Origin of the sequence: Aneurinibacillus migulanus, assembly GCF_001274715.1 — a bacterium.
Lineage (GTDB): Bacteria > Bacillota > Bacilli > Aneurinibacillales > Aneurinibacillaceae > Aneurinibacillus > Aneurinibacillus migulanus.
In genome coordinates, this window is sequence record NZ_LGUG01000004.1 from 2,247,905 (window position 1) to 2,270,468 (window position 22,564).

Sequence of the window (22,564 nt, forward strand, 5' to 3'; positions counted from 1 at the left end):
CATATTTTAGGGAAATAAAAAAAAGGAAGACATTTGCCTTCCTTTGCATAGCTTTGTATGTGTAATACTTCTCAACCTATAAAAAAGCGGTGTAATTCCTCCATGCTTTTGGCAAGCCGGGCGGGTGGTAGACTGGAAAGTACCTGAGCACCGTATCGTTTCGTATGCAGGCGTGAATCGAGAATGACGACGACACCCCGGTCACGGCGTGTACGGATGAGTCGGCCAAAACCTTGCTTAAGCCGCAGGATGGAAAACGGCAACATATACTCCATGAAGCTATCCCGGCCCCGCTTGCGCAGACGCTCGGTTCGTGCCTGGGTAAGCGGGTCGCTTGGTACAGGGAATGGCAGCTTGGCAATGACAACACATACGAGGTCGTCACCAGGTACATCTACACCTTCCCAGAACGATTCACAGCCGAAAAGAACATGATTGGTTCCGGTACGGAATTGTTGTAGTAACTGATCGCGTGAAATATCAGGGCCATGCAACAGTCCATGTAACTCGTATTTTTCAAGCCAAGGCCGCATTGCTTCATATATGCGATTCATCTGTCCGTAGGAAGTGAATAGAAAGAAAGTCCGGCCCCGGGTGGAGGCGACGATTTCTTTCATGGAAGCGATCAGGAACGCCTCGTACTCTTGTTCAGTAGGGGCAGGTACGTCCTCTGGTACGAGCAGAACTGCCTGTTCGTCGTATTTAAATGGACTCGGTGTCTCCATCGTTTCGTATTCATCGATTCCCATCCGATTCGCTACGAAAGAGAAATCACCCTGGGTTGTTAGTGTTGCGGATGTAAGAATGACCGTTTTCTGTTCGAATAGTTCTTCACGGAGCAGTTCGCTGACATCAATTGGAGCAGAATACAGGTGCAGCAGGGAACCCCAGGCGAGATCGTCCCGAATAAGCGGTGTGTGTTCATCCCGGGCAGGCTCTTCGTATGACACCCAGGTTGCCCACTCGTCCGGTGATTGGTTTAGCAATACGTGTGTTACCATATGCTCCATTTGTTCGATTTGCGCGATGTAACGGCTTAGTCCAATTACGGTTTCGCCTTCACCTTCCTGCGCTTCGATTTCTTTACGTTTATCGATGAACAAGGCTTTCCATTGTTTGAAAAACGGTTTGCATGCATCGTGTGCAACAATGCTTTTCTTCAATAAATATTCATTTTGCGGTCGTTCGGCTAGCGCGCGTGCCAACGGGGCAAACAGTTCGACGAGCTGAGCGGTCAACCGTACGCGTATGCCTTCCACTTGCTGATGCAAATCAGGCGCATCCAATTCACGGGCCCAGTGCGCCCGTTTCTTAAGGAAGCGATTGAACAGCGTATGTATCTCTTCAATGCTGACATGATAGGTATACTGCTTTGTTACCTGATCTTCCACGCGGTGCGCTTCGTCCATAATGACCGCATCATATTCGGGCAGAATACTGGCACCCTGGCGCCTGAGAATCAAATCGGTGAAGAACAATGCATGGTTTACCACAATGATTTGGGCATTTTGTAGCTTTTTGCGCGCATTCTGAATGAAGCACTCTTTATAAAACGGGCTGTTCTTGCCTAGGCAGTCGTCACCATCACCACGGATGGCCTGGAACAACCCAGGTGGGATGGGCAGTGCTGTCTCATCCCGGTCACCTTTTTTCATGGACGGTAATTTGCTCTTAAGACGATTGAGTATAGGCATATCCTGTGTTTCTTTTGCCAGACTGTCTTTCAACAATTCATCAAAGCGCCGTTTGCAAATATAGTTGCCGCGCCCCTTTGCCAGTTCAAAGCGAAATTCTTCAGCAAGCTCCGGGTCAAGCTTTTGGATAACGTTGCGTACCATGGGCAGTTCTTTTTCGAGCAACTGTTGCTGGAGCGTAATGGTATTTGTTGATATGATAACCCGTTTTTCGTTTTTTAGTGCCCACCAGGCGGCGGGCAATGTATAACCGAAGGATTTACCCGTTCCGGTTCCTGCCTCAATCAGTCCGTGCTGCTCCTGCTTTAAGCAACGCAGCACGAGATTAGCCATCTCGAACTGGGCGCGACGCGGCTGATATTGCGGCAGATAACCAGCAAGAATCCCATTTCGTTTGAATATCCGATGCAGTGTTTTTGAATACGTTGCCATATATTTAATCCTAACCTGTTTTTTTAAATCATAGCAGAACAAAGATCCTGACTCTAGCATAATAAAGAAAAAGCACTATTCTTTCATTATCGGGTGTTTTATTCTGAAAAACAATGCGTTTTTTGTATTCAATAAGCAGGGATTGGGGAAAAGAAACAGAAAGGAAATATAGAGACCTATTTTAATGGATAAGAAAGTAACATTTACTTTCTTCCGCTCGTATTACTCGAAAAACTCGTGAGGCGTGTGCCAAACGTTGCTTTTTACCTGTGGAGCGTGTGGCGCAGCGGGCGAAAAAGACCGACAACTGTCTCCCTCACCCGAGATACCTAGATGTTTTGTTGGTCCGCCCGAAGTGACACAAAGCGGCCGTTTGGCTTCTTTGAGGAAAAAGGACGAGCGGAGGCGCCCGCGAGTTTTTCTTATTTTAATGAATGAGAAAGGATGCGAAACACACCTATGGCTCTTCAGCTGCAGCAGCAAATCATTGAAGCATTGCAAGTTAGCCCGAAAATTGACCCGGCTGACGAAGAAAGAAAACGCATTGATTTTCTTAAAGAATATTTAACCCAAACTAATATGAACGGCTACGTACTTGGTATTTCCGGAGGGCAGGATTCAACACTAGCCGGTCGTCTAGCACAACGTGCCGTCGAAGAACTTCGAACCGAAACGAAGAAGGAATATACGTTCATTGCCGTTCGTCTGCCGTATGGCGTACAAAAAGACGAGGAGGACGCACAGCTTGCCCTGGACTTTATTCAACCGGATAAAACCCTGACCGTTAATATTAAACCGGCAGTAGATGCGGCGGACGAATCATTTACGAAAGCCACGGGCGAGAAAATGTCCTACTACCTGAAAGGAAACACAAAAGCGCGGGAAAGAATGAAAGTGCAATACGATATTGGCGCATATTATAAATTGCTTGTTATTGGAACCGATCATGCGGCGGAGGCGATTACCGGCTTCTTTACTAAATATGGAGATGGTGCATGCGATGTAGTACCTCTGTATGGACTTAATAAGCGCCAAGGCCGCCAGATTCTTAAATATATGGGGGCAGATGAACGTCTGTATACGAAAATCCCAACTGCAGATTTGGAGGACGATAAGCCTCTACTTCCAGATGAGACGGCGCTCGGCGTCTCATATGAAGACATCGATGATTATTTGGAAGGAAAAGAAGTTAGTCCGAAAGCAACAGAAACGATTGAGAGGCACTATATGAACTCGCGTCATAAGCGTCATGAACCTGTATCAATATTTGATACATGGTGGAAGAAATAATTAACTTTTGAAGAGCACAAGTCCTCTGGCCCCGGCTATGAGGACTTATGTTTTTATAGAGCCAATTCGAATATTTCGCCGGAAGTGAATGAATATCTGGCCCTTGATATCGGTATTGTTGGTCCTGGTCAGCGTTCAAGCGAGCAGGAAGTTTCCTTTTGTGCAAATGCAAGCGCGGCATTGGCTTTTAGTCATGACTTGATTCGTGGATTGATAGGGCCGGGTGTGGATGCTTCTCATTCGCTGGAGCGCACACATATAGATAGTGTACATCATACGGCACGCCTCTTGCATCTGTACTTGATGACATCATCACCTGCTTATCTAACTCAATATGAAAGTCGAAAGGGTAAGAAATAAAGAGGCAAAGGAAGAAACCAACGACGGAGACAGATATGCGCTGATATACTGTAAATATAGAGACGAGATAACGGACGTCAAGTGGCTTCTTGTACCGGGCCACTGACATGAGGAGGAGCGGACATGAAAATTGCGATTGCCGGGGGAAGCGGATTTATCGGCACACATCTGATAAAAGACTGGCACAAGAAGAAATACGATGTTCTCCTTATCTCCCGCAGCTGTAGCAAAGTTAAAGAACAATTTCCGTTTGCAGGTTGTGTAACCTGGGATGAAATGAAGAGTAATCCGCAAACACTGGAAGGCATAGATGTACTCATTAATCTGGCGGGAGAGTCGATTAATAGTGGACGCTGGACTGCGGAACGGAAGCAGCGTATCCTGTTATCGAGGGTGGAGACGACACAGCAAATCGCTGAGGTCATCGGAAAGTTGAAAACAAAACCTCACCTCGTCATCAATGGCTCAGCCATCGGTATTTATGGTCAGTCGGATACAGTGCACTTTGACGAGGACAGCCAGGCGATAGCGGATGATTTTCTCGCTCAAGTGAGCCGACAGTGGGAAGCCGAGGCTGATCGAATTCCATCTGCACGGTTGGTCAAGATGCGTACAGGGCTTGCACTTGGGGTGAATGGCGGTGCTTTTCCCAAGATGGCACTTCCATACCGCCTATTTACCGGTGGTAAAGTGGGAAATGGACGGCAATGGCATTCATGGATTCACATTACTGACTATGTGCGTCTAATTAACTTCTGCATTAAAAACGAAGCGATGGAAGGCCCTGTCAACGCCACAGCTCCGAATCCTGTCACGAATGATGAATTCGGCCGTGTATTGGCGCGTCAGCTGTATCGACCCCACTGGTTGCGGGTTCCAAAGTTCGCAATGGTACTTGCACTGGGAGAGATGGCTGAATTGCTGCTCGAAGGTCAGCATGTAGTGCCAAAGCGAGCGCTTGACCACGGATTCGAGTTCCACTATCCTTCCATCGATCGTGCTGTTCAAGATCTTATAAGTAGAATGTAGTAAACATATAAACCAAGAGAGAGGGAGAGAGTTATCATGGAACTGTTGGAACAATATTTGGAAGGGCATCGGATTTTACAGGAGGCCATTCAAGGCCTTACTGCTGAGCAGATGAAAACCGTACCCGCCGATGGTGGATGGAGTATTCATCAAATCGTGATTCATGTTGTGGATGCTGAGACTGTGTATACAGGAAGAATAAAACAAACATTAGCCGAAGAAATGCCCCCGTTGCTGCCATATGATCAGGACAAATGGGCTGAGCGTCTGTATTATCATGAGGCAGACGTTACGCTCTACCTAGAGTTATTCAGGCTACTTCGTAAAACGAATGCACAGCTTCTCGGGGAGGCAACCGAAGAGGAATGGGAACGGAAAGGGCGCCATGCTGAAGCGGGGGAATTGACCGTGCGACAAATGCTTAAAGCGCTTATCGGACATGTGACTGCGCATGTGAATCGGATTCAAAAGATTCGGGAAGAGTTATTTATGATAAAAACTAGTAAGGCGTAATGATCATGCTATAATATGTGAGTGATTGTATATAAAACATAAGTAGAAATGTAAGAAAGGGGAATCTATACTTTGGCAAATCCGGAAGATAAAAAAGGCTACGTGTTCACCGCTTACAGCGGCAAGGTAGAAGCCGGTAAAATAAAAGAACTTGCGCTGGCGATAGGCGAAGATAATCCGATTTACACCGATGAGGCAAAGGCAAAAGAGGAAGGTTTTGACGCGATTCCGATCCTGCCTACATTCATGGAAGCCATTGATATGTGGTACGGTCCAACCTTCGAAGATTTGATGGAACAGCTTGAAATCGACATGAAGAAATTGCTGCACGGAGAACAGGAATACGAATATTTCGCCCCTATCTATGCGGGTGATACGATTCATGCAGAAACGAAAGTAACAGATGTAAAAGCAAAGCGAAACGGTATGGCATTCTATACGTTAGAAACCGTCTACCGTAACCAAAATGATGAAAAGGTAATGGCCGCACGGATGATGCTGGTCAAAACGCCATAGGGAGGGGAGTATATGGAACCGTATTTGCTTCACAATAGAGAAGCCGAGGTAGGAACAGAGCTGCCAGCGCTGGAAAAACCGCCGGTTACCCGAATGCAATTAATTAAGTTCGCCGGGGCATCGGGCGATTTCAACCCAATACATACGATTGAGAGTGTAGGCCAAGAAGCGGGACTGGGCGGAGTTATCGCTCATGGCATGTTGATTATGGGTTTTGTCGGGCAAGCCCTAACTACGTGGGTACCCCGTGCATCCATTAAGAAATTCGGTGTACGTTTCTCTTCCATTACCCGTCCGGGCGATGCGATTACCGTCCGAGGGGAATTGGTTGGAAAAGAGGAAACCGATGAAGGTGTCTGGGTTAAAATCAAAGTACAGGCCGTAGATCAGAAAAACGAAGTTAAAGTCAAAGGCACGTGTGAAGCATTGCTTCCACGCGCATAACACAACTCCCCGGAGACGGACGCCGGGGGGTTTTCTTAATAAGTCGATATGCTAATTTCCACCCTTTCCCTATGTTTTTCTATTGCCTTTTTACGCTAGAGTAGAAGGGGAGAAAAAAGGTTGAAAAGATTGGGAGAGGGTATTTCGCATCATGAAAAAGAAAGTTTCTATTATTATTCTACTGGTGTTCGTCTGTCTTGCGGGCGAATATATCCAGCCAAATGTAATTCGTGCGGATGCATCCCTTCCGTTCAACGATATTGCTACTAGCTACGCACGGACGCAAATCCTAGACTTGTATAAAAGAGGGCTCGTGTATGGGGAGGGGAACCGTACATACGGACCCCGTAAGCCTGTGACGCGTGAGGCGATGGCGACGATGCTAGGACGTACGCTCGGTTTAGCTCCAATACGCGCCGCTATCCCCGCATTCAAAGATGTAGCAAAGACTTCGTGGTCTTATGACTTTGTGCAGGCGGGCGTAACTACCGGGCTCGTCAGCGGGGTATCGCGGGACGAATTTGCGCCCAAGCGTGCCATAACCAGACAGGAAGCAGCTTCGTTATTGTACCGGGCTCTGCCGAAAAAAAGGGCAGTACAAGGGGGAACTCTTCCGTTCTGGGATGCAGATAAAATTGCTGACTGGGCACGCCCTGCAGTAGCTGAATTGTATGCACGCGGCCTAATGATCGGAAGTCAAGGACAATTTCGTCCGTATGATCACTTGACACGGGAAGAAATGGCCGTATTATTGTACAATCTGCTGCATCAGCCTGATTTTCTAAAGAATACAGCAGAGAGCGGTATGCTCCAGATGGGCTGGCAGTATGATGTGTCAACAGATGAGTTCGCGACTAGAGCGAAGAAAGCGAACGGCATGAACATCGTGTCGCCGCGCTGGTATTTCCTGACTTCATCTGGAAATTTTACGGATGCAACCGATCATTCACTACTAACGTGGGCACATAAAAATGGACGAGAAGTATGGCCGTTAGTCGGTAATCGGTTTAACCGGGAGCTTACCCACCAGATGCTCACCGATTCGGCAAAACGTACAGCACTTGTACGTCAGCTTACCGAATACACGGAAAAGTATCAGCTGGACGGTCTTAATATCGACTTTGAAAATATCGCTCCGGCAGATCGATCGTATTTTACCGCATTTATCGCGGAATTATCCACGACTCTCCATGCACGAAATAAAAAAGTCTCGGTTGACGTACCGCCGGACTTAAAGGATGATTGGAGCGAACCGTACGACTTCGCTTTGTTAGCCCGCTATGCCGACTATGTCGTATTGATGGCATATAACGAAACATGGGAAGGAAAAGGTGTGGCCGGGCCCAATGCTTCACTTCCTTGGATAGAGGCGCATGTGAAGCGCATGCTTACGCTAGTACCCGGGGAGCGTTTGCTTGTTGCTCTTCCGTTCTATACGATGCGCTGGCAGGAAGCGAACGGCAAAGCAACTCCGGAAGAAGTAACGATGCCAGATAGCTTTAAAGATGTTCAAACCTCGGGTATCAGACCGATCTGGGATACACGATTGGGACAATACTATGTCACATATCGTAAACAGGGAAAAGTATACAAAATATGGCTTGAGGAAAGCCGTTCCCTTGCTTTGAAGTATCGAACTGTAAAAGAACTCGGTGCAGCTGGAACGGCATTCTGGTATGTTGGCGCCGAAGCCGATGAGGTATGGGCTGCTATACAAAATGAACAATAACTGTATGCTCGGTATATTTTCATGAAACAAAAGAGGCACATGATATGTTTTTTCATTATCATGTGCCTCTTTCATTTTCCATAGTATGAAAATTGATCAATAAAATTGAATAATATATCCTGGTTAATTGGCTAGATGAACAGAGGGGGAATTTTTGATAGTATTAATGAGGTTAATATAACAATTATCTAAAAATTCGAGAAGGAAAGAGGCTATGAGAGAGAAAAAGAAAAATGTAAGACGTTATTTAGCTACAGGTGTGCTTTCTGTATCTTTGCTTGCTGGTATGTTTCCCCTCCAGGAAAATAAAGCGGAAGCAGCTACAGTATTCTCGGATACATACAAGGCTCCTTGGGCGGTACCCAGCATCGAAAACTTATATAAAAAAGGGCTTCTCAAAGGAACTGCCCCAAAAGAGTTTTCGCCGAACAAATCGGTAACGCGCGCGGAATTCGCAGCCGTACTGGAACGGGCGGTTGACAGGCCGACCAAAGTGAACAAATTTCCGTTTACCGATGTGTCGAAGAGCAAGTGGTACTACAGTGCAATAAAGGGAGCGTATCAAATGGGAATTGTTAAAGGTGTGTCGGCCACCCGCTTTGCTCCAGAGCGCCCGATTACGCGGGAAGAAGCAGCAGGGATTATTGCCCATACGTTTAACTATTCTCATTCAGGCAAAGCGTTGACGTACAAGGATAAAGGAAAGATCAGCAGCTGGGCCGTGGACGGTGTAAAAGCCGTAACAGAGAAAAAAATATTCGCCGGTGATGCGGGGTATTTCCATCCGCAGAAAGCGCTGACACGCGCCGAAATGGCAGTCGTTATACAAACGGTGCTGTACGGTTCACTACCAGCAGCAGCCCCAAAACCAAAGGTGGCGTCTCGTTCCAGCTATCGTCTTGATGAGTTGTTCCAACGAACAGTACAGCCACTCCTAGGTGTTCCGTACCGTTGGGGCGGTGCGTCTCCATCCGGTTTTGATTGCAGCGGATTTACGCAATATGTATACAAAAAGTTCGACGTTAGCTTGCCACGTACAGCCAGTCAACAGTTTGAAAAGGGAACAAAAGTATCTACTTCATCCATGCAGCCAGGCGATTTGGTGTTCTTTGATACAGGCGGCGGATCAATTTCACATGTCGGCATTTATATGGGTGCAGGAAAAATGGCGCATGCGGCAAGCGGGCAAGGCTCAGTAAAAATCAATAGCATTGATTGGTATTTAAATCACTATCGTGTCGTTGGTGTAAAAAGATATTTATAACGAAGGAGGCGTTTCGGGTCAAACATGGCTTGAAACGCTTTTTTAAATGGATAAGAAAGTAGATGTCGCTATAAAGCAGGAAAGCAACATCTACTTTTTTCCGAGTCGTATCACTCGAAAAACTCGCGAGGCGTATGCCAAACGTTGCTTTGCGCAGCAGAGCTGCATAAGGGCAACTAAGGCGGTTGCCTGCGCGATAGCTTGGCACCAGTCAAGTTTTCTTTATTCCTGTGGAGCGTGTGACGCGGCGGGCGAAAAAGACCGACAACTGTCTCCCTCATCCGAGATGCCTAGATGGTTTGTCAGTCTGCCTGAAGGGACACAAAGCGGCCGATGAGCTTCGTTGTGGAAAAAGGACGAGTGACAATGCCTGCGAGTTTTTCTTATGGGAGTACGCATACATGAACAAAAAAAATCTCACTATAAGATTACGATACAAGGCGATTTCTCCCCCTAAAAACATGGTTCAACAGGAAATGTAAGACTATTTTTAATTCACTACTATTCTGTAATTATTTTTCACTAAATTTTAACTTTACAACCATGTAGTTCAGTATTACAATTTTCTCGTTCATCATCTAGAGAAGGGGAAAGAAATAATTGAAAAAAAAGTTCTTTGTGCTAGCAAGCTTTTTTCTGGCGTTTTCGTTTTTTCCGGTGTCTCTGCTGCAGCATGAACAGAAAAGCAGCATCCGTCTTGGAGAAACAAAAGCGGAAAGTTTCACTCCGGTCACGACAGGAGTGAAAAATGAAAATAGCCTGGAAAATAAGCAGTTGGCCACCGATGTAGACCTCTATCTGCAAAAGCAACTGGCATTGGATAAGTTTCATGGAACTGTATTAGTTGCCAAAGGAGACACCATTCTTCTGAAGAAAGGTTATGGCTATGCGTATGAGAAGGAAAAATTACCGAATGAACCCAGTCAAAAGTTCGCGATAGCCTCATTGACTAAAGCATTTACAGCCATGTCAATTTTACAGTTACATGAACGACATGCATTAAATATTAACGAATCGATTGAGCGATTTTTTCCGACATATCCGTTTGCTAAGGACGTAACCATTCATGATTTATTGACACATTCTTCAGGTTTGCCTATGAACAGGGGAACTCTGGCGTATGAAGATTTGACACTTCTATATCCGCCGGGGACGAATCAGAACTATAGCAACGAAGGGTACATTCTTCTTGGTCACATTATTGAACAAGCATCTGGCATGTCTTATGAGGATTATTTGAACACCCATATTTTTGCTCCGCTTCATATGAAAGATACAGGAGTCAATATTAATCAGAGAAAAGTCCTCAACAGAGCAAGAGGGCATAAGGATATTCAGGGAATGTGGGTTGCATTGGGTATGGACTATTCTACACGCTTTTCTTCTGGAAGCCTGTATTCTACAGTAGAGGACCTTTACAAATGGGACCGTGCTTTATATACGGATAAGCTGGTTTCAGAACCGTTGCGTCAGAGCATGTTTACGCCGCAGATGAAAGCATACGGCTACGGCTGGCATCTAGAAGAAAAAGATGGCAGAAAGCTTGCGGAACATAACGGATATGTGCTTGGATTTTCTGCCGAGATTATACGCGATATGTCATCAAAAAGCGTAATTATCCTTTTGAGCAATCATGGTGATGCAGAGTTAAAGGACATAGCAAATACGTTGCTGGACATCATCCAACCGGTCGAAAACAGTGAAAACAAACAAAAGATAGAGAAAAAAGCGGTATTATAATTAATGATTTGTACTAACCAAAATGGCGTACCCGACTGCTGTCGGTCTGTACGCCATTTTTATTTTTTGCAGCGTTTCCTGCTGAGTAGTTAGCAGAAGAGAAAATAGGATGCACCTCATTGTTGTCCCTATATAAATTTATAAAACTGTAACTTTTCAACAAGACAGATAATACTTAAAGTTATACATACTATGATGATAAAGAGGTGAGAAAGTTTTGAAGCGAGCCTTAGAGGAAAGACACTCGTCTCTGCGACATGCCCAGAGAAAGGCAGAGGCATTATTCAGAGCAGTCGAAGAGAAGGGTATACTACGTAGTGGCATAACTGAAAAACAGATCAATCGAGAGGTTTATGAATTAGCTTTCCAAATGTTTGGGATTAGGAAGTACTGGCATAAACGGATTGTACGAGCTGGAAGAAACACTCTACATCCTTACAGAGAAAATCCGCCGGATTTAGTCGTTTCTGAGGAAGATATTATCTTTCTTGATTTCGGCCCTATCTTTGAAGACTGGGAGGCTGATTTTGGTCGGACATATGTTCTTGGAGACGATCCAAATAAGATAAAGTTACGAAATGATATTATGCAGGCTTGGGAAGATGGTAAAGCCTTCTTTCAGTCCAGGCCAAACATTACAGGTAGTGAACTTTTCGAATTTATGTGTAATCTTGCAAAGGAGTATGGATGGGAATATGGAGGCCCACACGCTGGTCACCTTATCGGCGAATTTCCGCATGAGCAAGTTCAGGGAGAGGAAGTTGAGAATTATATTCATCCTGAGAATAAAGTTCCGATGAGAGAGCCTGATAAGAATGGTCAGCCACGTGATTGGATTTTGGAGGTACATTTTATCGATCGTGAGCTTGAAATCGGAGGATTCTGTGAGCAGTTATTGACGGTGGAATAGATTTCAGAGTATATAGCACCAAGATAATGAGTGCTATACAGACTAAGGGATTATTTGGATTAAAACATACTTGACTAATCGGAAAAGTATATTTAAAATAAAGTCATCCAAGTTACATACAAAAAATCACATGCTCTTATCAAGAGAGGTGGAAGGACTGGCCTGATGAAACCTCGGCAACCGATATAAAGTCGGTGCCAACTCCAGCAGAATTATATTTCTGATAGATAAGAGGTTGGAATGCATGAAAATATATCGTAAAACCAACCTCTTTTTTTGTAAGAAGGTTGGTTTTTTGTTGCTGTTTTTTTTAAATGAAGAGGAGGAGAATATGAGTCAGATTACAGAAGAGAAAAAGGACGCGTATTTGTATGGTTGGGCTGATCCCGACGCAATTCGTGCCTATCGGAGACGGTACAAATCAGCAGAAAAAAAAGAGAAACTGGTAACGTTGAAGCAAGCCATTGAGCAAGGAGTGAAGCCAGGAGACTATATTGTATTCGGCGGAATGGGATCGGTACGTACCCCTATGGCGGCTGTATATGAAATAATCCGGCAGGGAATCGGAAATTTGACGGTAGGAGCGAAAGGTTCGCAGCATGACTGGAATCTGCTTACAGCAGCCGGCCTTATCAGCCGAGCAGAAGTCGCATACGGATTCGGCGATGAAATTCGAGGACTTTCCCGCCCGGCACGCACAGCCGTCGAAAACGGAAGGCTATCCGTAATCTCCGAGACGACCAATGCGGCTTTTCAATGGCGTTTTACTGCTGCCATGAAAGGACTATCCTTTTATCCGACCCGGACCGCTATCGGAACCGATACGCTGCACTACAGCGGTTCAAAGCAAATCCAAGATCCCTTTACTGGCAAACCAATCGAATTGATTCCCGCGTGCTATCCGGATGTTGTTATTCTTCATGTACAGCGGGCAGATAAATATGGAAATTGCCAGATTGATGGCAATATGACAGAGGACTTTGAGCTAGCACATGCTGCCAAGCGAGTTATTATTACGACTGAAAAAATCATCCCGGAAGAAGAAATCAACCGTCGCCCGGATGCGACGAAAATTCCTTACTTTGTAGTCGATGCAGTAGTGGAAGTTCCTTATGGTTCACATCCAAATCAAGTACCGTACCTGTATTCTTTCGATGAACAGCACTGGCAGGAGTGGCTTGATGCATCTCTTACGGACGAAGGTGTAGAGGAATATCTAAACCAGTATATTTTCGGCACGGAAGACCACTACGAATACCTAGAGAAAATCGGAGGGCTCCGAATTCTTCGTCAACTGGAACATATCGAGAACGGTATCGAAAACTATCCGAAAGTTGCAAAAAGGAGGTAAGCGTTTATGGCTACCGATACAGAACGTATGATAGTAGCTTCGTCAAGGCTTCTGGAGAATAACAAAAGTGTGTTTGTCGGCACAGGAATGCCGATGCTGGCGGCCTCGCTCGCACAGCGCCTGCATGCGCCGGGTCTGCTTACCGTTTATGAAGGTGGCGGCGTTGGCGGACAACCGGAAGGAAGGTTGCCTATCCAGGTCAGTGAATCCTTGACCTTTAAGAATGGGATTATCGTAGGTTCTATGGATTACGTCATGAGCCTTGCACAGGCAGGCTACATCGAATACGGATTTCTCGGAGGCGCTGAAATCGATCCGTATGGCAATCTTAATACAACCGTCATCGGGTCCTGGGAAAAACCAAAAGTGCGTTTACCCGGTTCGGGTGGAGGTGCGGATATTGCATCTCTTTGCTGGCGTACGATTATTCTCATGCGTCAGGATAAACGGAAGTTCACACCTAAGCTGAACTTCTTGACGAGTCCGGGATACTTGAATGGACCAGGTGCCCGAGAACGTAGTGGGCTTCCTTCTGATACCGGTCCTTATCGTGTAGTGACCCAGCTTGGTATATACGGTTTCCCTGAAGAAACACGCCGCTTGACACTTTTGCAGCTATATGAAGGAATTACGGTAGAAGATGTGCAGGCCAATAGCGGCTTTGAGATTGAAGTTCATCCGGATGCGTATACGATTCCGGATCCTACCGAAGAGGAGCTATGCAAGATACATAGTCTGGACCCGGATGGTATCGTTCTTGTATGACAAATCATACCTGTTAATTACCCATAAGATGGAAGACAGGGTTGCTTGATTCTGCACATACTCTTGGTATTTCCAGAAAGGACTGGAATACAGTATGTGTTCCGCTGGCGTGAGCGGTAAATGTACAGGTACCAGCATAGGAAGAATAATTGGGAAGCGGGGGAGCGTCAATGAATAATCCTAAAGAATTGCAGCCTCATTGGAGCGATATTATCGCTGAAGCTCTAAAAGGGCTGGACTATGGTTCACTGAATATCACCGTACACGAAGGGCAAATTGTACAAATCGATCGGACAGAAAAGCAACGGTTTCCATTACAAAAGAAAACAGGTGCCAAGCATCATAGTAATGTAAGCAGTTGGAAATAAGAATATGCTCGCAAAGGAGAGAACAAATGAGCATTTCATTCGCAAAAACAGAACGTCAGCAAAGACTATTGGAACGAGTATCAGAAAAAGCGCAGCGATTTACTGCATCCGACGCGCTTTACCGAGATGGCGCCCCGTTTCCTTTCGATAATATTCAGGCGTTGAAAGACGTAGGTTATACAGCTTCCGTGCTTCCAGAAGAACTAGGGGGAGAGTCTCTTGCACTCTATGATTTTCTTCTGCTTCAGGAACGAATCGCGGAAGCGGATGGTTCCACGGCGCTATCTATTGGCTGGCATATCGGTATCATGATGGAACTGGTAGAAAGGAGGAACTGGAAGCATGAGATGTTTACCTGGTTTGCCAGGGAAGTAAGCAACGGTGCCCTTGTCAATCGCGCTGCATCTGAGGCGCAAACCGGAAGCCCGACTCGGGGAGGCAAACCGCAAACGAGTGCCTATAAAAGTGGAGCAGAATGGATTGTTACAGGGCGCAAGATATTTACGACGATGGCTCCGGCCCTTGATTACTTCCTGGTAACGGCAAGCATTGAGGATACAGACGAGGTGGGTGAATTCCTTGTTCCACGTAGTCACGGCTCCATAGAAATCGAAGAAACGTGGGACAGTATCGCCATGCAAGGAACGGCGAGTCATGATTTGATTCTGCATGACGTTCGTCTTCCGGAAGAATATTTAGTAGAGAGGATACAACCGCAAACGAAGAAGAAAAGCAACGGCTGGCTACTGCACATCCCGGCCTGCTATCTTGGAATCGCGCGTGCTGCACGTACACATGCGCTGGAGTTTGCCTCATCCTATATACCAAATAGCATAAATGAACCGATTATTGGTTTGCCTAACGTACAAACGTTGCTTGGTCAAATCGAGCTTGAACTAACACAGGCCCGCTATTTTATGTATGGTGTAGCGGAGAAGTGGGATACGGCACGGGAGAGAGACAATATAGGACCTGAACTTGCCGCAGTTAAACATGCGGCTACGAATGCTGCCATTTCGGTGGTCGATAAGTCCATGCGTATCGTCGGTGCCAGGAGTCTGTCCGAGAAAAATCCGCTCCAGCGGTACTACCGTGATGTGCGTGCGGGATTGCATAATCCACCGATGGATGATGCGACGCTCTCCCTTTTAGCAAAAAGGGCGCAAGAGGTGTGGAAAAAACAAGAGGAGACAAGAGAAACCGAAGCGGTTATCAAAACGTATTAATGTAACATGATACCGGGAAGGAGATGCAACTGGTGGAAACTTGGGTAAATGATTATCGCCAGGAACTGTATCAGATAATGAGCGAAGAATTATGGGAGCGATTTGATCAGGTAAATGAGGATTTGGTATTAACGTACCAACAACTATGCCGAAGCCGGGAGATGCCTTTTTTCCAGGAACTAAAACAGAAGGCGTTTGTTCTTCGAGATGAGCGTAAACACATTATGGAACAGATTCGCCAGTTGCATGCTTTTCTTTCTTCATAGCATATCAGTTATTTTTAAACCCTACTTTATAAATAAGAATAATTTTATTTATAATGTGGAAATATAACAAGCATTGTAAATAGCCGATCAGTCAGCTGAAGGCTCTGTTATTTCGCCAGTTCTGCAATCTTTTCTTTTGCCGGAACCTGTGAGATGATAGGGCTTTTTTGTTATTTCTGTCTCAATATGAATTCTCAAATTATAAAAGAAGAGGTGGAAAATATGTCGACGTCTTTGCAAAGCGTAGAATTTGGTTGGTATATTCCTACAACAGGAGATGGGAAGTATATCGGAGCAGAGCTTGAGCGCGAGCCAACTGCAGAGTATATGATTAAGGTCGCCCAGGCTGCAGAGGATGCAGGCTATACATTTGCCCTTATTCCTACAGGTGGCGGCTGCCTGGATGCCTGGATTGTAGGCACAGCCATTGCAACCCATACCAAAATCCTGCGTCCGCTAGTGGCAATACGGCCGGGCCTTATTTCACCGATTACAGCAGCACGTATGGCGACCACGCTTGACTATATTTCAGGAGGAAGGGCCGCGATTAACGTAGTAACAGGAGGGACCCCGCCGGATTTAGTAGCTATGGGCGATCCTCTTGCTCACGACCATGACGAGCGGTATGAGAGAACGCTAGAATTCATGAACATTGTAAAAAACGCATGGATACACTCCAATGCTCATACATCTAAATATTTGGCAGCCAACGAAAATTATCGGGATATCGATAAGGTTCATTTTAAAGGAAAGCACTATAGGATTGAAGGCGGAGCAAGCTATCCTCCCCCTGTACAGAAACCGTATCCGCCAATTTATTTTGGAGGAAGCTCCGTAGCCGGTAAACGTACAGCGGTCGAAATAGCAGATGTATATTTAATGTGGCCGGAGCCGTTAGGCTGGATTGAAGAGCAGATCGCTGAAGTAGAGCACATCCGTCAGGAGCTTAAGCAGGAAAAAGGAAGCAATAGGAGACTCCGCTACGGTTTGCGCGCCCAAGTGCTTGTGCGGGAAACAGAAGCGGAGGCATGGACGGCTGCCTGGGAGATTATCAGTAAAGTCGATAAGAAAGCGATCGAGCAATCGGAGGTACGATTTAACCAGACGGATGCTGTAGGACAGAAAAGGCAAAATCGTCTGCGCAGTGAATCGGAGGAGAACGGTTATCTCATCGCACCGAATCTTTGGGCGGGATTATCTATCGTGCGAGGGGGAGGAGCGATGATGCTGGTGGGAACTCCTGAACAAGTGGCGGATCGTATCGTAGAGTACGCGGATGTGGGCATCTCTTCTTTCATTCTTTCTGGCTATCCGAATCTCGAGGAAGCTCATATTACAGGAGATTTACTGTTGCCTGTTGTAAAGAGAAAGTTATCCCAGCGAAAAATTAGTATCGTTTAGCATTATTCAGCAAATTCATGAGTTTTATGTTTACAAGAAGGGAGAAATCACGTGCCTCAATCTTCAGATCTGCAAATTAAATCGCTTCATAAATCTTTTGATAAATCGCAAGGCAGAATTCACGTGTTGGACAATATCGAGGTTACGGTTAATCCAGGTGAGTTTATTACGGTTATCGGTCCGAGCGGATGCGGAAAAAGCACATTGCTCAAAATTATTGCTGGCCTGGATACAGATTATGAAGGTGTAGCTATACTAGGGGGCAGAAAAATTGAGCGTCCAAGTATTCATCAAGGGTTTATTTTTCAGGAGCATCGCTTATTTCCCTGGCTAACAGTGGAGAAAAACATTGCCGCAGACTTATCTTTAAAAGATCCCGAGATCCGTAAGCGTGTCGATGAATTGATTCGTACTGTAAGACTGGAAGGCTTTGAGAAAGCCTACCCGCGGGAGTTGTCCGGGGGCATGTCCCAGCGAGTGGCGATTGCACGGGCGCTTCTCAGAAGTCCTGAAATCTTGCTCCTCGATGAACCGTTCGGTGCTTTGGATGCATTTACCCGCAACCATCTGCAGGATGTATTACTGGATATTTGGCGTCAAAAGCAGACAACGATGCTCCTTGTTACTCATGATATCGATGAGTCCATCTATCTTGCCAACCGTGTATTCATCATGAGTCCAAGGCCAGGAAGAATCAGCAAGGTGATTTCCGTTCCCCTTCCTCATCCTCGTACCCGGGCAAGCTTTGTTTTTCAGGAGATTAGACAGAAAGTGATGAGTGAATTCGAGAGGATAGAGGAGTTGCAATTTGTTGATGGCTCAGGCATATAAACGACCCGGAAGATGAACAAACATAACGAAGCAAGGAGGCCATTATGCAAAATACAAACGAAGCGATCGGCATGACGGGTACCGCTAAAGGCATAAGGAAGAAAGTCAGGCACGGGACGAGCGTATTATTTACATCCAGAATAAAGAACATCTTGTGGGGAGTCATGCTTCCTGTTATCGTACTGGCGATATGGCAGACGATAGGAGCAATGAATATTGTTTCCGCAACGATATTGCCTACTCCTCTAATGATTGGCAAAGCTTTCATCGGACTCGTCATATCAGGAGAATTGTTTTCCCATTTGCAAATAAGCGTGTTTCGCGCTGCGCTGGGCTTTTTGCTTGGTGCCGGGCTCGGGCTGCTTTTGGGTACGTTGGTCGGCTTTTTTAGCAGGGCTGAACAAACATTGGACCCAGCGCTTCAGATGCTGAGAACAATTCCACATCTGGCGGTTATGCCTTTATTTATTCTATGGTTTGGCTTTGGTGAATTATCCAAAGTGTTGCTCATCGCAAAAGGGGCGTTTTTCCCGGTATATCTTAATACGTTTCTTGGAATACGGGGGGTCGATGCAAAGCTATTTGAAGTGGCGCGTATTCTTGAATTTAACAAGATAAAGCTGGTGACTACACTTATTTTACCTGCTGCTATGCCGAATATTCTGCTCGGTATTCGTCTTTCGCTTGGTATTGCCTGGCTCGGTCTGGTTGTGGCCGAGCTGATGGGTTCAAGTGAAGGGGTAGGCTACATGATTATGGATGCCAGACAATTTACGCAGACAGATATCGTGTTTGTAGGCATCATTATCTTTGCCCTGGTTGGTAAAGCAACAGATTCTCTGGTTCGTTATTTAGAGTCCAAATTATTAAAATGGCGTGAGAACTATAAAGGCGAGGGTGCAATGTAGTACAAGGGGAAGGAGACACATTATGAAACGAGCGAAGAGAATGCTGGCGTTTTTTCTTTCTGTAATGGTTCTCGCATTGATTGCAGGGTGCGGGAATAAGGAATCCGTAAGTCAAAAAGGCGCTGGGGAAGCAAAGGTGCAAGCCAAAGAAGAGCGCGTTGTTACTATTGGAATCCAGCAAAGTATTTGGCCGATTCTGATCGCAAAGGAAAAAGGCTGGTTTGAAGAAGAGTTTGCGAAAGCAGGTGCAAAGGTAAAGTGGGTAGAATTTCAGAGTGGACCAGCTTACTTCGAGGCTATCGTTTCCGACCGATTGGATTTCGGGCGGGTAGGCAATATTCCCGTACTTGCCGGTCAGGCGGCCAATGTGCCATTTAAAGAAATCGCGAATGGAAGCAACGGAGAAAAAGGGGATGTCATTCTGGTACGTAAAGACAGCTCCATCCGTACACTTCAGGATCTAAAAGGAAAAAAGATAGCAGTAGCTAAAGGAAGCAGCGCTTATGGATTATTATATAAGGCATTGGCAAAAGAAAAAATAAAGCCTTCCGATGTACAAGTCATTCAGTTGCAACCGGATGAAGCACAACCGGCTTTTGAAACAGGTTCTGTTGATGCGTGGGCCATTTGGGAACCGTTCCATTCAACACAGGTTATTAAGAATGGTGCCAGGGTTCTTACCAATGGCGAATCCATTCAATCTTCAAGCCCCGGATTTCAAATTGTTCGTAGTACGTTCGCAAAGGAAAATCCAGATTTAGTCGTTCTTTACTTAAAAGTCACAGAGAAGGCAACTCGGTGGCAAAATGAACATCCAAAAGAGGCTGCTGAGTTATATGCAAAGCTAAAAAAGGTAGATAAAAAGATTATTGAGCAGGTAATTAAAAACTCAGAAGCGGCAAATCTCCCCATTACCGAAGAAATAATAAAGAGTCAACAGGAGACCGCGGATCTTCTATATGAACTCGGCGCTCTTAAAAAGAAGATCAATGTTTTGGAAGTTGTTGATAATTCATATATCGAAAAAGCATTGAAAGAGTAGCAAGAATTGTAATGGAGCGATACGTAAAAAACAGTTACCTTGAAGCTGAGGGTAACTGTTTTTTTGTTGATGAAAAAAATCTGCTCCGAGATTGCCCTTCTTTTTCACAATTCCCCACAATTCCTTGATATTTGTGCCGCTTTTTCTATGTACAGTAGAAAGCAAAGAAAGACAGCAAAGGAGGATATGCATCATGGGTTTTTATGATGAAGAATATGCCGGTATACAAAAGAAAAGAAAAAGTGGCAGGGCCTCGGTCTTTTTATCTGCCTTAATCGGTGCCGTAATCGGCGGAATGTTGGTGCTAATGCTGCTGCCGTCTTTAGTACGATCAGGGTACGTTCCTGAAGCGAAACAAGCACAACCAAAAAATGTAACGAGCGTTCCTGTTTCCACTTCTGGTGGACAAACAACCTCTAATGTTACAAAAGCAGTAAATAAAACGGAGAATACGGTAGTCGGCGTTATTAATATGCAGCAGCACCAAAGCTTTGCAGGTATGAGCACACAGATGGAAGAACAGGGAAATGGTTCAGGTGTCATTTTCCGTAAGACAAATGGTAAGGCGTATATCGTTACGAATAATCATGTAATTGAGGGTGCTAGTGAAGTGCAAGTTTCGCTGGCTACGAATAAAAAACCACTAACAGCGAAAATCATTGGTGCCGATCCAATAACGGATCTTGCCGTTCTTGAAATTGATGGAGGACAGGTGAAGGAAGTGGCTGAATTCGGCGATTCATCCAAGCTTCAGGTCGGCGAATCGGCGATTGCGATCGGGAATCCGCTTGGTATGGAATTCTCCCGAACGGTTACAGGAGGGATTATCAGCTCTACGGATCGTACTATGCCAGTCGATTTAGATAAAGACGGCCAAACAGACTACGAAATGAATGTCATTCAAACGGATGCAGCGATTAATCCGGGAAACAGCGGTGGACCACTTCTAAATGCAGAAGGACAGGTTATTGGAATTAACAGCCTTAAAATTGCTCAAACGGGTGTAGAAGGTCTTGGTTTTGCTATTCCGATTAATGAAGTGAGCCGCATTATTGACGATTTGATTCGCTATCATTCGGTACAACGTCCGTATATCGGAATCGGCCCTGTTGATTTACAACGGATTTCACCTGATGAGTGGAAGAATACCCTGGGATTGCCTGAAAAGGTTCAAAGCGGGGTGGTCGTTCGGAATGTTGAGAATGTAAGTCCTGCACAGAAAGCAGGCTTACAAATGTATGATGTAATTGTAAAGCTGGATAATCAAGAAATTGAGAACTCCGCCCAACTGCGCAAGTATCTTTTTGAAAAGCGTGCAGGTGACAATATAGAGATTAGCTATTACCGTGATGGCAAGCTGAAAATCGCAAAAATTACGCTTGGTAAACAGGAAGCACAATAAAGAAGAGAACGAGCCGCTTATCAGATAAGCGGCTCGCGTTGCATATAGCAGGATTTATTTTTGCTTACCTTTTACCGGAACGGCTTCGCCGAAGTACTCTTCAAGCGTAACACCGCGGTTGGCAACAGCCTGCGCGATGTCCTTGCCAACATAGCGTATATGCCACGGTTCATATGAGTATCCTGTAATGGATTCCTTGTCTTTTGGATAGCGGATAATGAATCCGAATGCTGGTGCATTTTTAGCAAGCCATTTGCCTTCTTTTGTATTGCCGAATCTCTGTTCGAGTCCGTAGCTTACACTGGCACTGGAAACGTCCATGGCAAGACCGGTTTGATGTTCACTCTGACCGGGGTATGCGCTGGTGCGATTGGCTACTTCTTTTCCTTTTTTCTTGGCGTTCCGGCTAAAAATGGCTTTTTGTGTAGAATACGAACGGTACCCGGATACGGCTTTCAGGTCGATGCGATCCTTTTTCGCCTGAGCGAACAACGCTTCCAGTGCACGTGCTGCCGAACGACGCAGTTGTTTCTTCGGACTATCTCCGGCGAACGAGAAAGCTACATTCGGTACAACAAGATCGGTCGGTTCATAGTCTGCTGGTAGATTTCGTTTCTTGTTGACTAGCACTGTAACACTTGACGCGTTGGTAACGATTACTTTTCCATTCCCGTCAATAGATACAGTTTTGTCTTTTTCTTTGGAAGCAGGTGGTGGTGGTGGGGTCGGTCTTTTCTCAGTCTCTTGTTGATTTTCGTTTGAGCCGTTCGTATCTTTGTCCATATTCGAGGCGGGAAGGGGTTGATTTTTTTGCTCCGACTGTCCGGTAGTTTTATCTTCTTCCTTTGGTTTTTCTGGCTGCTGAGCCGGTTGCTTGATTTGGGTTTGCTCATTCACTCCTGTACTTACTGTCTCTTTCTTATCTGTACCGCATGCACTTACGCTTATGCATAGTAAAATTGCCGCAGCTCCTCTGCCGATAAATTTTGTATTCATTTGTTTTTCATGTGCCTCCATCCCATATATCAGTTTCTTGTATTAGTAAACTACATTAGAACCAAATAGTAAATATTTTGAATGTAT

Annotated in this window: 22 protein-coding genes and 1 riboswitch; of the genes, 20 read left to right on the forward strand and 2 right to left on the reverse strand. The window is 45.4% G+C overall.

Features of this window, described 5'->3' with window-relative positions; all coding sequences use genetic code 11:
• Window positions 1-71: 71 nt before the first annotated feature.
• Window positions 72-2,126: an ATP-dependent DNA helicase gene (locus AF333_RS12845; RefSeq protein ID WP_043068961.1), complete on the reverse strand. Its 2,055-nt coding sequence runs from the start codon at window positions 2,124-2,126 to the stop codon at window positions 72-74.
• Window positions 2,127-2,585: 459 nt separating this feature from the next.
• Here AF333_RS12845 and nadE point away from each other — a divergent pair, with 459 nt between their 5' ends.
• From nadE to AF333_RS12940, 20 genes are all read left to right on the forward strand, one after another.
• On the forward strand, window positions 2,586-3,416 hold the full coding sequence (nadE, locus tag AF333_RS12850; protein WP_043068962.1) for an ammonia-dependent NAD(+) synthetase: 831 nt from the start codon (window positions 2,586-2,588) through the stop codon (window positions 3,414-3,416).
• Between the two features lie 84 nt (window positions 3,417-3,500).
• Window positions 3,501-3,776, forward strand: a complete 276-nt coding sequence (locus AF333_RS32810) for a M42 family metallopeptidase (protein WP_139188915.1) — start codon at window positions 3,501-3,503, stop codon at window positions 3,774-3,776.
• A gap of 123 nt (window positions 3,777-3,899) precedes the next feature.
• On the forward strand, window positions 3,900-4,805 hold the full coding sequence (locus tag AF333_RS12855; RefSeq protein ID WP_043068963.1) for a TIGR01777 family oxidoreductase: 906 nt from the start codon (window positions 3,900-3,902) through the stop codon (window positions 4,803-4,805).
• Window positions 4,806-4,841: 36 nt separating this feature from the next.
• The gene (locus tag AF333_RS12860; protein WP_043068964.1) at window positions 4,842-5,318 is read left to right on the forward strand and encodes a DinB family protein; all 477 of its coding nucleotides are present in this window, start codon (window positions 4,842-4,844) and stop codon (window positions 5,316-5,318) included.
• Between the two features lie 72 nt (window positions 5,319-5,390).
• Window positions 5,391-5,834 (forward strand): MaoC family dehydratase N-terminal domain-containing protein, encoded by a 444-nt coding sequence (locus AF333_RS12865; RefSeq protein ID WP_052812412.1) that lies wholly within the window; start codon window positions 5,391-5,393, stop codon window positions 5,832-5,834.
• Between the two features lie 12 nt (window positions 5,835-5,846).
• Window positions 5,847-6,278: a MaoC/PaaZ C-terminal domain-containing protein gene (locus AF333_RS12870; RefSeq protein WP_043068966.1), complete on the forward strand. Its 432-nt coding sequence runs from the start codon at window positions 5,847-5,849 to the stop codon at window positions 6,276-6,278.
• A gap of 151 nt (window positions 6,279-6,429) precedes the next feature.
• Window positions 6,430-8,007, forward strand: coding sequence for an S-layer homology domain-containing protein (locus AF333_RS12875; protein WP_043068967.1), 1,578 nt, complete (start codon window positions 6,430-6,432; stop codon window positions 8,005-8,007).
• A gap of 214 nt (window positions 8,008-8,221) precedes the next feature.
• Entirely contained in the window at window positions 8,222-9,271 is a 1,050-nt protein-coding gene (locus AF333_RS12880; RefSeq protein WP_052812413.1) for an S-layer homology domain-containing protein, read from the forward strand.
• Window positions 9,272-9,871: 600 nt separating this feature from the next.
• On the forward strand, window positions 9,872-11,011 hold the full coding sequence (locus tag AF333_RS12885; protein ID WP_043068968.1) for a serine hydrolase domain-containing protein: 1,140 nt from the start codon (window positions 9,872-9,874) through the stop codon (window positions 11,009-11,011).
• 217 nt (window positions 11,012-11,228) lie between these two features.
• Window positions 11,229-11,921 carry a M24 family metallopeptidase gene (locus AF333_RS12890; RefSeq protein ID WP_043068969.1) on the forward strand — a complete coding sequence of 231 codons (693 nt, stop codon included), beginning with the start codon at window positions 11,229-11,231 and terminating at the stop codon, window positions 11,919-11,921.
• A gap of 133 nt (window positions 11,922-12,054) precedes the next feature.
• A riboswitch (SAM riboswitch) is annotated at window positions 12,055-12,155 on the forward strand.
• A 97-nt stretch (window positions 12,156-12,252) separates the two neighbouring features.
• On the forward strand, window positions 12,253-13,272 hold the full coding sequence (locus tag AF333_RS12895) for a CoA transferase subunit A (RefSeq protein WP_043069031.1): 1,020 nt from the start codon (window positions 12,253-12,255) through the stop codon (window positions 13,270-13,272).
• 6 nt (window positions 13,273-13,278) lie between these two features.
• Entirely contained in the window at window positions 13,279-14,037 is a 759-nt protein-coding gene (locus AF333_RS12900) for a CoA-transferase subunit beta (RefSeq protein WP_043068970.1), read from the forward strand.
• Between the two features lie 170 nt (window positions 14,038-14,207).
• Window positions 14,208-14,405, forward strand: a complete 198-nt coding sequence (locus AF333_RS12905; protein ID WP_043068971.1) for a YezD family protein — start codon at window positions 14,208-14,210, stop codon at window positions 14,403-14,405.
• 26 nt (window positions 14,406-14,431) lie between these two features.
• Window positions 14,432-15,631 carry an acyl-CoA dehydrogenase family protein gene (locus AF333_RS12910; RefSeq protein ID WP_043068972.1) on the forward strand — a complete coding sequence of 400 codons (1,200 nt, stop codon included), beginning with the start codon at window positions 14,432-14,434 and terminating at the stop codon, window positions 15,629-15,631.
• A 32-nt stretch (window positions 15,632-15,663) separates the two neighbouring features.
• Complete coding sequence (locus tag AF333_RS12915; protein ID WP_043068973.1) at window positions 15,664-15,897, forward strand: hypothetical protein; 234 nt, start codon at window positions 15,664-15,666, stop codon at window positions 15,895-15,897.
• 222 nt (window positions 15,898-16,119) lie between these two features.
• Window positions 16,120-17,298, forward strand: coding sequence for an LLM class flavin-dependent oxidoreductase (locus tag AF333_RS12920; RefSeq protein ID WP_043068974.1), 1,179 nt, complete (start codon window positions 16,120-16,122; stop codon window positions 17,296-17,298).
• A gap of 117 nt (window positions 17,299-17,415) precedes the next feature.
• Window positions 17,416-18,129: an ABC transporter ATP-binding protein gene (locus AF333_RS12925; RefSeq protein WP_407638679.1), complete on the forward strand. Its 714-nt coding sequence runs from the start codon at window positions 17,416-17,418 to the stop codon at window positions 18,127-18,129.
• 164 nt (window positions 18,130-18,293) lie between these two features.
• The gene (locus AF333_RS12930) at window positions 18,294-19,037 is read left to right on the forward strand and encodes an ABC transporter permease (protein ID WP_407638680.1); all 744 of its coding nucleotides are present in this window, start codon (window positions 18,294-18,296) and stop codon (window positions 19,035-19,037) included.
• Window positions 19,038-19,059: 22 nt separating this feature from the next.
• Complete coding sequence (locus AF333_RS12935) at window positions 19,060-20,079, forward strand: aliphatic sulfonate ABC transporter substrate-binding protein (RefSeq protein WP_043068975.1); 1,020 nt, start codon at window positions 19,060-19,062, stop codon at window positions 20,077-20,079.
• A 193-nt stretch (window positions 20,080-20,272) separates the two neighbouring features.
• The gene (locus tag AF333_RS12940; RefSeq protein WP_043068976.1) at window positions 20,273-21,481 is read left to right on the forward strand and encodes a S1C family serine protease; all 1,209 of its coding nucleotides are present in this window, start codon (window positions 20,273-20,275) and stop codon (window positions 21,479-21,481) included.
• 54 nt (window positions 21,482-21,535) lie between these two features.
• Here the strand turns inward: AF333_RS12940 and AF333_RS12945 are convergent, their stop codons facing one another.
• Complete coding sequence (locus tag AF333_RS12945) at window positions 21,536-22,477, reverse strand: M15 family metallopeptidase (protein ID WP_235356737.1); 942 nt, start codon at window positions 22,475-22,477, stop codon at window positions 21,536-21,538.
• Between the last annotated feature and the right edge of the window lie 87 nt (window positions 22,478-22,564).

Excerpts from the sequence above, each read along its gene's own strand:
- AF333_RS12845 (WP_043068961.1), bottom strand. The coding sequence starts at position 2,126 with ATGGCAACGTATTCAAAAACACTGCATCGGATATTCAAACGAAATGGG.
- nadE (WP_043068962.1), top strand. The coding sequence starts at position 2,586 with ATGGCTCTTCAGCTGCAGCAGCAAATCATTGAAGCATTGCAAGTTAGC.
- AF333_RS12855 (WP_043068963.1), top strand. The coding sequence starts at position 3,900 with ATGAAAATTGCGATTGCCGGGGGAAGCGGATTTATCGGCACACATCTG.
- AF333_RS12860 (WP_043068964.1), top strand. The coding sequence starts at position 4,842 with ATGGAACTGTTGGAACAATATTTGGAAGGGCATCGGATTTTACAGGAG.
- AF333_RS12870 (WP_043068966.1), top strand. The coding sequence starts at position 5,847 with ATGGAACCGTATTTGCTTCACAATAGAGAAGCCGAGGTAGGAACAGAG.
- AF333_RS12875 (WP_043068967.1), top strand. The coding sequence starts at position 6,430 with ATGAAAAAGAAAGTTTCTATTATTATTCTACTGGTGTTCGTCTGTCTT.
- AF333_RS12880 (WP_052812413.1), top strand. The coding sequence starts at position 8,222 with ATGAGAGAGAAAAAGAAAAATGTAAGACGTTATTTAGCTACAGGTGTG.
- AF333_RS12895 (WP_043069031.1), top strand. The coding sequence starts at position 12,253 with ATGAGTCAGATTACAGAAGAGAAAAAGGACGCGTATTTGTATGGTTGG.
- AF333_RS12900 (WP_043068970.1), top strand. The coding sequence starts at position 13,279 with ATGGCTACCGATACAGAACGTATGATAGTAGCTTCGTCAAGGCTTCTG.
- AF333_RS12905 (WP_043068971.1), top strand. The coding sequence starts at position 14,208 with ATGAATAATCCTAAAGAATTGCAGCCTCATTGGAGCGATATTATCGCT.
- AF333_RS12910 (WP_043068972.1), top strand. The coding sequence starts at position 14,432 with ATGAGCATTTCATTCGCAAAAACAGAACGTCAGCAAAGACTATTGGAA.
- AF333_RS12920 (WP_043068974.1), top strand. The coding sequence starts at position 16,120 with ATGTCGACGTCTTTGCAAAGCGTAGAATTTGGTTGGTATATTCCTACA.
- AF333_RS12930 (WP_407638680.1), top strand. The coding sequence starts at position 18,294 with ATGCTTCCTGTTATCGTACTGGCGATATGGCAGACGATAGGAGCAATG.
- AF333_RS12935 (WP_043068975.1), top strand. The coding sequence starts at position 19,060 with ATGAAACGAGCGAAGAGAATGCTGGCGTTTTTTCTTTCTGTAATGGTT.
- AF333_RS12940 (WP_043068976.1), top strand. The coding sequence starts at position 20,273 with ATGGGTTTTTATGATGAAGAATATGCCGGTATACAAAAGAAAAGAAAA.
- AF333_RS12945 (WP_235356737.1), bottom strand. The coding sequence starts at position 22,477 with ATGAATACAAAATTTATCGGCAGAGGAGCTGCGGCAATTTTACTATGC.